The following is a 13,242-nucleotide window of genomic DNA, read 5'->3' on the forward strand; positions in this document are numbered from 1 at the left end:
AGACACGAAGACTGACAGCGATGGAAAGGGCAGTGATGATCAAATCCATGACCGGGTTCGCCTCGGGCAAGGGAGAGTTCGGCCCCCATAGCTGGACATGGGAGCTGCGCAGCGTGAACGGCAAAGGGCTGGACATGCGCATCCGCGTCCCCGATTGGCTGACCGGGCTTGAGGCCGCGTTGCGGGGTGTTCTGTCCAAATCGTTGAGCCGGGGCAATGTGACCCTGTCGCTGCGGATCAGCCGGGACGAATCTCAGCCGGATCTGGCGTTAAATTCGGTTGCGATGTCGGCGGCCTTGGATGCCTTGCAACAGACACGGGTCCTGGCCGAGGCAAGGGGGATTGCACTGGCCCCCTCCAAGGCGAGTGATCTGCTGACCCTAAAGGGGATGCTGGATGCAGGGGCCGAGGCCGACGATCCGGCCCCGCTGGTCGCGCAGATGACCACCGAATTCACTCCACTTCTGGCGGCGTTTCTCGACATGCGTCAGACCGAAGGCGAGGCTCTAGCAGCGATCCTGGCGTCTCAGCTGGATCAGGTTGCGGAGTTGACCGCGAAGGCCGCCGAACTGGCCGAGCAACGTAAGGACAAGATGGCAGAGGCGCTACGCGAAAACCTCGCCCGCGTGCTGGACAACGCCCAAGGGGTCGAACCTGAGAGAGTGGCGCAGGAACTCGCCCTGATCGCCGTCAAGGCCGATATAACCGAAGAAATTGACCGCCTCAGCGCCCATGTCACCGCCGCGCGGGACCTTCTGGCGCAGGATGGCGCGGTTGGTCGCAAGTTGGATTTCCTTATGCAGGAGTTCAACCGGGAGGCCAACACTCTCTGCTCCAAGGCGCAAAGCGCCGATCTGACCTCGGTCGGGCTGGAATTGAAGGCGGTGATCGATCAGATGCGTGAGCAGGTACAAAACGTTGAATAACAGTGGGAAGAACTGACATGGCAGATCGCCGCGGCCTCCTTATCATCCTGTCATCCCCCTCGGGCGCGGGCAAATCCACCTTGGCCCGCAGATTGATGGCCTGGGATACCGAACTCGAATTCTCGATCTCGGCCACAACCCGTGAACCACGTCCGGGCGAGGAACACGGCCGCGAATACTACTTCTTGTCGGAAGACGAGTTCAAACAGCAGGTGGCCGATGGGCAAATGCTGGAACACGCGCATGTCTTCGGCAACTTCTATGGCTCGCCCGCCGGACCTGTCCGCGAGTCCATCGAATCCGGCAAGGATGTCCTGTTCGACGTGGACTGGCAGGGCGAGGTGCAGATCCGCAACTCAGACCTCGGCAAACACGCGCTGTCGATCTTCATCCTGCCGCCCTCAATCCCTGAACTGCGCCGCCGGTTGGAAAGCCGGGCTCAGGACAGCGCCGATGTGATCGGCAAGCGCATGCTGAAAAGCTGGGATGAGATCAGCCACTGGGGCTACTACGACTATGTGCTGGTGAATGACGATCTGGATTCGACAGAGGAAAAGCTGAAAACAATCGTCAGCGCCGAACGTATGCGTCGTATTCAGCAACCGAAACTGCAAAACCACGTCCGCACCCTGCAGATGGAATTCGAGGAGCAGTCATGACGATCTACGCGCTGGGAGATCACACGCCCCAAATCCACGAAGACACCTGGGTCGCGTCGGACGCCAATCTGATCGGCAAGGTGGTGCTGGAAGAGGGCGCCTCGGTCTGGTTTGGCTGCACGATCCGGGCGGATCACGAAGAAATCCGCGTCGGCGCGGGCAGCAATGTGCAAGAGAACTGCGTCATGCATATCGACGCGGGCTTTCCGCTGACCATCGGGGCGAATTGCACCATCGGTCACAGGGTCATGCTGCATGGTTGCACGATCGGTGAGAACTCTCTGATAGGGATGGGGGCGATCATTCTGAACGGTGCGAAGATCGGCAAGAACTGCCTGATCGGGGCAGGGGCGCTGATCACGGAAAACAAAGAGATCCCCGACAACTCGCTGGTCATGGGGTCTCCGGGTAAGGTGGTGCGTCAGTTGGATGAGGCCGCAGCCCAGCGGATCACGCTCAGCGCGCTGCACTATCAGCAGAACATGCGAAAATTCAGGGACACCCTGAAACCGTTGGCTTAAGCGGCAGGAAATCAATCGGATATGGCTGAAAACCTTCTGGAAGAATATGTGTCGGCCATTCCGATGCCCGCGCTTCTGGTCGACCAGACCGAGCGGATCATCGCCGCCAATACCGACGCCAAAACCCTGCTGAGCCAAAACATCACGGGCCGTCACTTTGCAACGATTCTCAGGCAGCCTCAGGTCATTGAAGCGATTGAACAAAGCCTCCGCAGCAAGGGTCCTGCAAAAACGCGGCACCTTTCAAATGATGGCGCGCAGGATACGACCTTCGAGGTGATCTGCCGCTATATGAACGGCATCGGCGCGGTGTCGGGCGGGGCGGTGCTGACGATCTTTCAGGATATCACGCATCTGGAACAAGCCAGCCAGATGCGTCGCGATTTCGTCGCCAATGTCAGTCATGAACTGCGCACCCCTCTGACCGCTTTGATGGGTTTCATCGAAACCCTGCGTGGTCCGGCCCGAGATGACGACGCCGCGCGTGAGCGATTTCTGCAGATCATGACGGATGAGGCAAACCGAATGAACCGCCTTGTCGGAGATCTGCTGTCGCTCAACCGGGTCGAAAGCGAAGAACGCGTGCGCCCGAAAGAGGAAGTGGAACTAACGGGCCTGCTGCAATCCACCCTGAACTCTTTGCGCCCTCTGGCCGATGATGCTGAGGTGGTGCTGACGCTTGATGCGCCTGAGGATCCGGTGACCATGACCGGTGACAGCGATCAGTTGCGTCAGGTGTTTACCAACCTGGTCGAGAACGGCATCAAATATGGCGGCAGCGGCGGCAGTGTCGAATTGCGCGTGACCACCTCAGAGAGGGACACAGCCATGCGCGGTCCGGCAGTTCGGGTTCAAATCATCGACCGGGGGCCTGGCATTGATTCCGTTCACCTGCCGCGACTCACCGAACGGTTCTATCGCGCCGACAGTCACAGATCGCGCCAATTGGGCGGTACGGGGCTTGGACTCGCGATTGTGAAGCATATCGTCAACCGTCACCGCGGGCGCCTTCGGGTGGAAAGCGATTTAGGAAAAGGCACTGTTTTTACGGTGATTTTACCGCGCTAGAGAGCGGGTTTCCGCAAAGCCAACATGGCCGTGCCAAAAGATTTATGACATCAAGACGCAAGAAAAACCCGGCCTGTCATAAAACTGTTACGTACCTGTCACAAAAGCCTTACGCACGGGGCCTAGTGGTTCGCGCAAGATCATCATGGGGGTGATCGAAAACCCAATCCTCAGGGAGACTGAAATGTCCTTTGTAAAACTGTCGGCTTCTGCGCTGGCTATCGCTGCTGTCTCGGCCACTGCTGCTGCTGCGCGTGACAACGTTCAGGTTGCCGGTTCGTCGACCGTTCTGCCTTATGCCTCGATCGTTGCGGAACTGTTTGGTGAAAACACCGACTTCCCGACACCTGTTGTTGAATCCGGCGGTTCGTCGGCTGGCCTGAAACGTTTCTGCGAAGGCGTTGGCGAGAACACCATCGACGTTGCAAACGCGTCGCGCGCTATCCGTGAGAAAGAAATCAAAGCCTGTGCCGAAAACGGCGTGACTGACATCATGGAAGTCCGTATCGGCTACGACGGCATCGTCTTTGCAAGCCAGCAGTCTGGTCCTGCCTTCAACGCGTTTGAGCCTTCGGACATCTTCAACGCTCTGGGCGCGAAGGTTCTGAAAGATGGCGAGATCGTCGACAACCCATACAACACTTGGGCCGAGTTCAACGGCGACCTGCCTGACGTTGAAATCGCGGGCTTCATCCCCGGCACCAAGCACGGCACCCGTGAAGTGTTCGAAGAGAAAGTTCTGCTGATCGGCTGTGAAGCAACTGGCGCCATGGAAGCGATGATCGCTGGCGGCATGAGCGAAGATGACGCGGAAGATGCATGCTTGGCTGTTCGTACCGATGGCAAATCAGTCGACATCGACGGTGACTACACCGAGACCCTGGCCCGTATCGACACCAACCCGAACGGCATCGGCGTCTTCGGTCTGGCGTTCTACGAGAACAACACCGACAAGCTGAAAGTTGCGACCATGTCGGGTATCGCACCATCGACCGAGACCATCTCGACCGGTGAATACCCTGTATCGCGTCCGCTGTTCTTCTACGTGAAGAAAGCTCATATCGGCGTGATCCCTGGCCTTAAAGAATACGCTCAGTTCTTCGTCGCTGACGAGATCGCTGGCCCCTCGAGCCCGCTCGCCAACTATGGTCTGGTTGCCGACCCTGAGCTGGCAAAAACTCAGGAAGCGATCAACAACGAAGTGACCATGGGTTCGGGCAGCTAAGCCGATCTATGGATGAATGTTTGGGGCGGCGTATCTCGCCGTCCCTTTCTGCGACTATAGCCCAGTCAGGAATTGTGGGGGTATGATGCCGATATTTTGGCTTGTTCTGATCGTGTTGGCGATCGCTGTGCTCGGCTATGTTCTTGGAAGGGCCCGCGCAATTCAAAGCGCAGGAGGCGAACCGCGAGACTTGCATTCGCTGCCAGCTTATTACGGCGCAAATGTTCTTTTGAAGACGATTGTCCCGGCTTTTGGCCTTCTCATTATCTGGCTGCTTGTTCAGCCGTTGTATGTGAACTCCAAGGTCTCGGGCATGATCCCCGATACAAGCGTCAAAGAGGGTTCCTCCCTAAGTTTGGTCATGGCCGAGGTGCGTCGCACAGCAAGCGGACTTCAAGCCGCCGTGTCGCAGGGGAATATGACCGAAGCAGCCGCTAGTGACCCCCAAGCCGATCTGACCGAAGTGACTCAGAATCTGAAAGATGCGGGTCAGGTGGTTACATCCGATATCACCCAACCGGTGCTGAACGCAGCACAGAGCCATCGCGCGTTAAATGCAACCGGATATGGAATCATGACCGTCGTGGTTCTGGTGGTGGCGCTGATTGGCGCCGGGGCAGGCTGGATGCAAACCAAGGCGGACTATCGCGCCAGCAACGTTGTTGAGCAGGGTGTGCGCTTTCTGCTCCTGGCAGCGGCCTCGATTGCTATTCTGACCACCGTTGGCATTGTTCTGTCACTGGTTTTCAATACATGGGAGTTTTTCAAGCTTTACCCCGCGCCAGAGTTCTTTTTTGGCCTGACCTGGTCGCCCAGCTTTTCGGGCCGGGGCGGGTTATCGGAACTTGGGATCATCCCGCTGCTTTGGGGAACGCTCTATATCTCTATCGTTGCTCTGCTGGTGGCTGTGCCGATTGGGCTGTTTGCCGCGATTTACCTCAGCGAATATGCATCGCCCGCCGTGCGCTCTGTTGCCAAGCCGTTGCTGGAGGTTCTGGCGGGCATTCCAACCATCGTATACGGCTTGTTCGCCCTGCTGACCGTCGGTCCTCTTTTGTTGGACGTCTTTGGTGACAACGGATTGGGCTGGATGAAGGCGGGTACGGCCGTGATGACAGCCGGTCTGGTGATGGGCATCATGCTGATCCCCTTTGTGTCGTCGCTGTCAGACGATATCATCAACGCCGTGCCACAAGCGATGCGTGACGGGTCCTATGGCCTGGGCGCTACGCAGTCCGAGACCATTCGTCAGGTGGTTCTGCCTGCCGCGCTACCGGGTATCGTTGGTGCGATCCTGCTGGCAGCCTCTCGTGCTATTGGCGAGACCATGATCGTGGTTCTGGGTGCAGGGGCAGCCGCTCGGCTTAGCCTGAACCCGTTTGAGGCGATGACAACCGTCACCGCAAAAATCGTAAGCCAGCTGACCGGCGACGCAGACTTTGCCTCGCCAGAAGCGCTGGTTGCCTTTGCGCTTGGCATGACACTGTTCGTTGTCACGCTGGGCCTGAACGTCTTTGCCCTTTACATCGTGCGCAAGTACCGGGAGCAGTACGAATGACCGACGCAAGCATGCAAAACCCAGAAACGGGTCGCCAAGCTGTTTCCCTGACTGCGTATGATGCGCGGACCCGCAAACGCGCCAAGGCGGAAAAACGCTTCCGTGCCTATGGTATCGTTGCCATCGCGACCGGGCTGTTCTTCCTGATCGTCCTGTTCGCCTCGATCCTGTCCGAGGGTATTCCGGCCTTCACCCGGACCGTTGTCAGCGTAGAGTTCACTCTGACCCAACAAGAACAGGAAGAGGCCGAAAGCACACTGTTCAAGACCAAGGCCTATTCGGACCTGTTCATTGCTGCTCTGAACAAGGAGCTTGATGAAAGCGGTCTCCAAGTCGATTTCGACGAAGCTGCAATCGAGCGTCTGCTGGGTAAAGTTGGCGGAACCATCCGGACCTTCTATGCAGACAACCCAGACAAACTAGGCGAACCTATCGAGTTTGATCTGGCGGCCTCAAGCCGCGTCGATGGATACTTTAAGGGCCGGGTGTCGCGTGACACCATACAGGGTAGTCGTTTCCTCCAGAAAAGTGATCTGGATTTGGTCGATGCACTTAAGGAAGCGGGTATCATCAAACAGGTCTTTAACTGGCCGTTCATCACCGGGGCAGACTCGGGCGTCGACAACCCTGGCGGCGCCGGCATTGGTGCTTCGGTTGTCGGATCGTTCTTCATGATGCTGGTGGTTCTGGCGCTTTCGCTGCCAATTGGCGTAGCCGCGTCGATCTATCTGGAAGAATTCGCGCCGCAAAATAGATTTACCGATCTGATTGAGGTGAATATCTCGAACCTGGCTGCGGTTCCTTCGATCGTGTTTGGTATCCTTGGTCTGGCTGTCTTCATTCAGTTCATGCACCTGCCGCAATCGGCCCCGCTGGTCGGTGGTCTGGTGCTGACCTTAATGACCTTGCCGACGATCATTATCTCGACCCGGGCGTCGCTGAAAGCAGTTCCGCCGTCGATCCGTGATGCCGCGCTTGGGGTAGGGGCTTCCAAAATGCAGGCGGTGTTCCATCACGTTCTGCCGCTGGCCGCGCCAGGCATCCTGACCGGTACCATTATTGGTCTGGCGCAGGCGCTGGGGGAAACCGCTCCGCTGTTGCTGATCGGGATGGTGGGCTTTGTTGCCCGTGGCTACCCAGACGGATTCCTTGCCGGGTTCACCGAACCAAACTCAGCCATGCCCGCCCAAATCTACACTTGGGCTGCGCGCGCAGACGTTGGGTTCTACGAAAAAGCTTGGGGCGGGATCATCATCCTTTTGATTTTCCTGCTGACAATGAACATCATCGCAATCATTCTGCGCCGCCGCTTTGAACGCCGCTGGTAAAAAGGGCAGACCCATGAACGACATGTCACGAGTGGAGGGGGTATGAATGATTTGTGATCGGCCAAACGCCCTGAATCTGTTAGAGGATTCGGGGAGGCGGATAGGTCTCAGGCTGGATGTTTTCGTAGGGCATTGTGACCCTGTAGTGGAGCTTAGCCTTCGCCTGTTTCCGAACAGCCCCCATAGGGCCCGGTTTTGGCCGGTGATCCTGCATAGGAGCTTGGTTTGGCCGTTCACGCCCCATTGGGGGCTCCGCCTCCTTGAGCAGGGAGTATAGCCATGGCTTACATAGGTGTCGATCTTCATACGAATTCCTTCACGATCTGTCGGCGTGAGACGGACGGATCGGAAACATTCCAAACCTTTCAACTGTCCGCGCAGGCGCTTGAGCAGTTCTGTCAGAGCCTTGATGCGGATGACGAACTGGCGGTCGAGGCCACCGGCAACACGGCCTGGTTCTGCGGTGAGGTGGAACCCTGTGTCGGCCGGATCGTTGTGGTCAACCCGCGCCAGTTTAAAGTGATCCGCACATCGGTGAAGAAAACCGATCGCAACGATGCCCGCGCCCTGGCGTTTTTCCTGTCGAAGGACATGCTGCCGGAAACCCGGCTCAAGTCCACTCAGGAAAGCGAACTGGCCTCGCTGACCCGGACGCGTGACATGCTGGTCAAACAGCGCACCATGCTGCTGAACGGCATCCACGCGATGTTTGTCCGCCACGGCATGAAGCTGAAGAAGGAAGGGTTGTCCAGCAAGAAGCGCCTGCGCGACCTGGATCTCAGCCGCTTCACACCGCTTGAGCAGGTCGAACTGGCGGCATTGCGGGACCAGGCGCTCGGCCTGACCGAAACCCTGAGCCGTCTCGACAAGGCCATCGAGGAGGCCGCCTCGGCCATGAAAGGCTTTGAGGGGCTCACCAGCATCAAGGGGATCGGTGCGCGATCTGCCGCGGTCCTGCTGGCGGGGATCGGCAGGGTTGAAGACTTCTCCGACGCGGACAAGCTGGCCGCCTATGTCGGCATCGTGCCCAAGGTGAGCAACTCAAACGAAACCGAACATCACGGGCGGATCACGAAGCGCGGCAACAAGCTCATGCGCACCACGCTGGTGCAATGTACGCTCATCGCGATCCGCTATTCGGGATATCTCAACAGCCATTATCGGCGCATCAAGGAACGCCGTGGCGCGGGCAAGGCGATCATAGCCACTGCCCGCAAGCTGCTCAAGATCATCTATGACACGCTCAAGAACGGCTGGGTCTTCGACGATTTTGTCGAATTTAAAATCAAACAAAATCAATGTCATGCTTGACAATCATCATAGGAGGGACAAGTGGATACCAATGAAATCAAGCTGGAGTGCCGAGACTGCCAAGTCTTTTACGGTGACACTCACGCCATCAAAGATGTGAATGTCGATATCGAAGACAAGACTGTCACAGCCTTCATCGGTCCGTCGGGCTGCGGTAAATCCACGTTCCTGCGCTGTCTGAACCGGATGAACGACACAATTGATGTTGCGCGGGTTGAAGGCAGCTTTAAACTGGACGGCGAAGACATCTACGACAAACGCGTTGATCCGGTTCAACTGCGCGCCAAGGTCGGGATGGTGTTCCAGAAACCCAACCCGTTCCCGAAGTCGATCTATGACAATGTGGCCTATGGCCCGCGCATTCACGGTCTTGCCAAGAACAAAGCGGAACTGGATGAGATCGTCGAGAAATCCCTGCGTCGCGGTGCGATCTGGGAAGAGGTCAAGGATCGTCTGGACGCTCCGGGCACTGGCCTGTCCGGCGGTCAGCAGCAGCGCTTGTGCATTGCCCGCGCCGTGGCGACAGAACCCGAAGTTCTGCTGATGGACGAGCCTTGCTCGGCGCTGGACCCGATTGCGACTGCCCAGGTCGAAGAGTTGATTGACGAACTTCGTGCTCAGTATTCGGTGGTCATCGTGACCCACTCAATGCAGCAGGCCGCGCGTGTCAGCCAGAAAACAGCCTTTTTCCACTTAGGTAACCTCGTCGAGTTCGGCGAAACAGGACAGATTTTCACCAACCCGGTGGACCCGCGCACCGAAAGCTACATCACCGGCCGGATCGGCTGAGCACAGGTATTCCGACATGAACGATTCAGAACAACATATTGCCTCTGTCTTCGACCGCGATCTCGAAGCGATCCAGGCACATATCATGAAGATGGGCGGTCTGGTCGAAGCCGCGATCATGGGTGCCGCCCGCTCGCTAGAGACGCGGGACGAGGAACTGGCACAGCAGGTGCGTCAGGGCGACAAAGCCATCGACGCGCTCGAGGACATCATCAACGAAGAAACCGCCCGCCTGATCGCCCTGCGCGCACCCACGGCAAGCGACCTGCGGTTGGTGCTTTCGGTGCTGAAGGTCTCAGCCAACCTGGAACGGATTGGCGACTATTCCAAGAATATCGCCAAGCGGACCACGGTGCTTGTGAACTCGGGCGAGATCAACGGTAGTGCCTCGGCGCTGCGCCGGATGGCGCGCGAGGTTGAGGTCATGCTGCGCGACGCTTTGGACGCCTATATTCAACGGGATGCCGAACTGGCCGCCGATGTCATCGACCGAGATGAAGAGGTGGACCAGATGTATAATGGTCTGTTCCGCGAATTCCTGACCTTCATGGCCGAGGATCCGCGCAGCATTTCGTCCTGCATGCACCTGCATTTCATCGCCAAGAACATCGAGCGCATGGGCGACCACGTGACCGCGATTGCCGAGCAGGTGGTGTACCTTGTCACCGGCGAGCGCCCGACCGAGTCGCGCCCCAAGGCCGACACAACGTCGCAAACCGTCTAGGAGACGCCTCTTATGTCTGCAGATCAACCAACAGTTCTGGTGGTCGAAGATGAGCTCGCCCAGCGTGAAGTGCTGGCCTACAACCTCGAAGCCGAAGGCTTTCGCGTCTCGAAGGCGGCCAGCGGTGACGAGGCGCTGTTGCTGGTGGACGAAGACAGCCCCGACATCATCGTTCTGGACTGGATGATGCCCAACCTCAGCGGGATCGAGGTCTGCCGACGCCTGAAAACACGGCCCGACACCCGTTCTATTCCGATCATCATGCTCTCGGCGCGGTCGGAAGAGGTCGACAAAGTGCGTGGCCTTGAGACCGGCGCAGATGACTATGTGGTCAAGCCGTACTCAGTCGTGGAACTCATGGCTCGGGTGCGGACCCAATTGCGCCGCGTGCGTCCGGCCACCGTGGGTATTCGCCTGGAATTCGACGATATCATACTAGATTCCGAGACCCACAAGGTCAGCCGTGGCAGTCATTCGCTGAAACTAGGTCCGACCGAATTCCGTCTTCTCAGCACCTTCATGGAAAAACCTGGCCGGGTTTGGAGCCGTGAGCAATTGCTGGACCGGGTCTGGGGGCGCGACATCTATGTCGACACCCGAACGGTTGATGTGCATATCGGCCGTTTGCGCAAAGCGCTGACTCAGCATGGCGGTAATGATCCGGTGCGGACCGTGCGCGGGGCAGGGTACGCCTTGGGATAAAAAGGGAAGGGGGTGCTTGCCCCCTGACCCATGACATTTACTCATAGTAGGGTGTCAAACTCTTGCTGTTTTTCCGTGAAGTGCCACGTTACTGTGCGAGCGACTTCAGACAAACCGGAGACACCCGATGAACGCCCCTGCCACCAAACCGACTTTGCGCGCAAAAGATGCGCCGGATCTGGGTAAGTTTGCCTGGGACGATCCGTTCCGTCTGTCCGACCAGTTGTCAGAAGACGAGCGCATGATCGCTGACAGCGCGCGCGCTTACGCGCAGGAAAAGCTGCAGCCGCGTGTGACCGCCGCGTTTCAGAATGAAGAAACCGACCCCGAGATTTTCCGCGAAATGGGCGAGATGGGCCTTCTGGGCACCACGATCCCAGAAGAATATGGCGGTCTCGGCAGCGGCTACGTTTCCTACGGCCTGGTCGCGCGTGAGGTTGAGCGCGTGGACTCCGGTTATCGCTCGATGATGTCGGTGCAAAGCTCGCTGGTGATGTACCCGATTTACGCTTACGGGTCCGAGGAACAGCGCCGCAAATACCTGCCGAAACTGGCTTCGGGCGAATGGATCGGCTGTTTCGGCCTGACCGAAGCTGACGCCGGTTCTGACCCCGCAGGCATGAAAACACGGGCCGAAAAGATCGACGGCGGATACCGCCTGACTGGTACCAAGATGTGGATCTCGAACGCGCCAATTGCGGATGTCTTCGTGGTCTGGGCCAAGTCTGACGCACATGACGGTAAGATCCGCGGGTTCGTTCTGGACAAGGGTCAGCCCGGCCTTTCTGCACCGAAAATCGAAAACAAACTCAGCCTGCGGGCCTCGATCACCGGGGAAATCGTGCTGGATGGCGTCGAGGTGGACGAGGGCGCTTTGCTGTCTCATGTACAAGGTCTGAAAGGCCCGTTCGGTTGTCTGAACCGCGCGCGGTATGGAATTAGCTGGGGCGTGATGGGTGCAGCCGAACATTGCTGGCATGCAGCGCTGCAATACGGTTTGGATCGTAAGCAGTTCAACAAACCGCTTGCGCAAACGCAGCTGTACCAACGCAAACTGGCCGACATGCAGACTGAAATTGCCTTGGCTCTACAAGCAAGCCTGCGCGTCGGTCGCCTGATGGATCAGGCCGAAGCCGCGCCCGAAATGGTCTCGATCGTCAAACGCAACAACTGCGGCAAAGCGCTGGACATCGCACGCATGGCCCGCGACATGCACGGCGGCAACGGTATCTCGCTGGAGTTCCAGGTTATCCGCCACATGGTCAATCTGGAGACTGTGAACACCTATGAGGGCACGCATGACGTTCACGCTCTTATCCTTGGACGTGCGCAAACTGGGCTGCAGGCTTTTTTCTAGGCCTTAAAGGCGGTTAGGTGTAGGGTTTGATCTAGGGCGACACTAATTCTTAATACGTGTAATTGGTATTATGGTAAATATTTGGACCGCTAATCAAACCTAACCTCCAAGGATAACGATTTGGAACTGAGCGGAAAGACAGTTGTCATAACCGGTGCTGCTGGCGGTATTGGCAAAGGTCTCGCCGAGAGGTTCTCTGCAGATGGCGCCAACGTTGTCTGTTCCGACATCGACGGAGCAACTGCGCAAGCCCTGGCGGAGGAAATCGGCGGACACGCATTTCCGTGTGACGTCTCCAGCGAAGCGCAGATCAAATCCCTGGTCGAGCATGTCGAAGACGAGATTGCTCCGATCGACCTGTTTTGTGCAAATGCCGGAATTCTAACACTCGGCGGTTTGGACGTGCCAGATGAAGACTGGAACCGTATTTGGGACATCAACGTGATGTCCCATGTCTGGATGGCGCGTCACCTCGTTCCACGGTTCGTCGAGCGCGGCCGTGGCTACATCATGATCACAGCGTCGGCTGCCGGGCTTTTGAACCAACCCGGCGCGGCGCCGTATGGCGTCACCAAACACGCGGCCATCGGTTTTGCCGAATGGTTGGCGTTGACCTACGGCCATAAAGGTTTGAAGGTTTCGGCCCTATGCCCGCAAGCTGTCAGATCCGAGATGACACGCGGTCACGAAACCTCGGTCGCAGCCATTGACGGAATGCTCGAGCCGGAGGATGTCGCACAGGCCTGTGTGGACGGTATTCGAGCCGAGCAATTCCTGATCCTGCCGCATCCTGAAGTCCTTGAATACATGCGTCACAAAACGGCTGACTATGACCGATGGCTGATCGGCATGAACAAGTTAAATCAACAGTTTATAGGCGACACTTAGGAGCGCCCATTTGGCCGCCGCATCAATCCCTCTTGCGCAACTGACGCCACCAGAACGCCATCCTCGGAATAGATGGAGCCGCGATTGAAAGACCGCCCCTGCCCCGTCCACGGCGATTCCATCGCGTATAGATGCCAGTTTTCAAAACGCACCGGCGCATGAAACCACAGCGCGTGATCCAAGCTC

Annotated in this window: 14 protein-coding genes; 13 read left to right on the forward strand and 1 reads right to left on the reverse strand. The window is 57.7% G+C overall.

Annotated elements, in window-relative coordinates; genetic code table 11:
* Window positions 1-35: 35 nt before the first annotated feature.
* The 13 genes from ACOERD_RS01600 (at window position 36) to ACOERD_RS01660 (ending at window position 13,056) form a co-directional block, all read left to right on the forward strand.
* Complete coding sequence (locus ACOERD_RS01600; RefSeq protein ID WP_419737823.1) at window positions 36-926, forward strand: YicC/YloC family endoribonuclease; 891 nt, start codon at window positions 36-38, stop codon at window positions 924-926.
* Between the two features lie 17 nt (window positions 927-943).
* Complete coding sequence (gene gmk, locus ACOERD_RS01605; RefSeq protein WP_170466957.1) at window positions 944-1,585, forward strand: guanylate kinase; 642 nt, start codon at window positions 944-946, stop codon at window positions 1,583-1,585.
* A complete protein-coding gene (locus tag ACOERD_RS01610; RefSeq protein ID WP_419737816.1) occupies window positions 1,582-2,106 on the forward strand; it encodes a gamma carbonic anhydrase family protein in 525 nt (174 codons plus the stop codon). The genes gmk and ACOERD_RS01610 overlap by 4 nt, the downstream gene beginning before the upstream one ends.
* A 21-nt stretch (window positions 2,107-2,127) precedes the next feature.
* The gene (locus ACOERD_RS01615) at window positions 2,128-3,174 is read left to right on the forward strand and encodes an ATP-binding protein (protein ID WP_419737817.1); all 1,047 of its coding nucleotides are present in this window, start codon (window positions 2,128-2,130) and stop codon (window positions 3,172-3,174) included.
* Window positions 3,175-3,358: 184 nt separating this feature from the next.
* The gene (locus ACOERD_RS01620; protein WP_170373716.1) at window positions 3,359-4,399 is read left to right on the forward strand and encodes a substrate-binding domain-containing protein; all 1,041 of its coding nucleotides are present in this window, start codon (window positions 3,359-3,361) and stop codon (window positions 4,397-4,399) included.
* 85 nt (window positions 4,400-4,484) lie between these two features.
* Complete coding sequence (gene pstC / locus ACOERD_RS01625) at window positions 4,485-5,957, forward strand: phosphate ABC transporter permease subunit PstC (RefSeq protein WP_419737824.1); 1,473 nt, start codon at window positions 4,485-4,487, stop codon at window positions 5,955-5,957.
* Entirely contained in the window at window positions 5,954-7,285 is a 1,332-nt protein-coding gene (gene pstA / locus ACOERD_RS01630) for a phosphate ABC transporter permease PstA (protein WP_419737818.1), read from the forward strand. The genes pstC and pstA overlap by 4 nt, the downstream gene beginning before the upstream one ends.
* A gap of 279 nt (window positions 7,286-7,564) precedes the next feature.
* Window positions 7,565-8,596, forward strand: coding sequence for an IS110 family transposase (locus tag ACOERD_RS01635; RefSeq protein WP_419737763.1), 1,032 nt, complete (start codon window positions 7,565-7,567; stop codon window positions 8,594-8,596).
* A 21-nt stretch (window positions 8,597-8,617) separates the two neighbouring features.
* A complete protein-coding gene (gene pstB / locus ACOERD_RS01640) occupies window positions 8,618-9,385 on the forward strand; it encodes a phosphate ABC transporter ATP-binding protein PstB (RefSeq protein WP_419737819.1) in 768 nt (255 codons plus the stop codon).
* 16 nt (window positions 9,386-9,401) lie between these two features.
* Window positions 9,402-10,109 (forward strand): phosphate signaling complex protein PhoU, encoded by a 708-nt coding sequence (gene phoU, locus ACOERD_RS01645; protein ID WP_170373720.1) that lies wholly within the window; start codon window positions 9,402-9,404, stop codon window positions 10,107-10,109.
* A gap of 12 nt (window positions 10,110-10,121) precedes the next feature.
* Window positions 10,122-10,811 (forward strand): phosphate regulon transcriptional regulator PhoB, encoded by a 690-nt coding sequence (gene phoB, locus ACOERD_RS01650; RefSeq protein WP_170373721.1) that lies wholly within the window; start codon window positions 10,122-10,124, stop codon window positions 10,809-10,811.
* A gap of 127 nt (window positions 10,812-10,938) precedes the next feature.
* Window positions 10,939-12,168, forward strand: coding sequence for an acyl-CoA dehydrogenase (locus ACOERD_RS01655; RefSeq protein ID WP_419737820.1), 1,230 nt, complete (start codon window positions 10,939-10,941; stop codon window positions 12,166-12,168).
* Between the two features lie 120 nt (window positions 12,169-12,288).
* Window positions 12,289-13,056 carry an SDR family oxidoreductase gene (locus tag ACOERD_RS01660; protein WP_419737821.1) on the forward strand — a complete coding sequence of 256 codons (768 nt, stop codon included), beginning with the start codon at window positions 12,289-12,291 and terminating at the stop codon, window positions 13,054-13,056.
* On the opposite strand, the gene ACOERD_RS01665 is transcribed toward ACOERD_RS01660, so the two are convergent.
* On the reverse strand, window positions 13,053-13,242 hold a 190-nt coding region (locus ACOERD_RS01665), incomplete at its 5' end, for an acyl-CoA thioesterase (protein ID WP_419737822.1). The genes ACOERD_RS01660 and ACOERD_RS01665 overlap by 4 nt on opposite strands.

This window comes from Ruegeria sp. (assembly GCF_965199275.1).
In the GTDB taxonomy this organism is placed as follows: domain Bacteria; phylum Pseudomonadota; class Alphaproteobacteria; order Rhodobacterales; family Rhodobacteraceae; genus Ruegeria.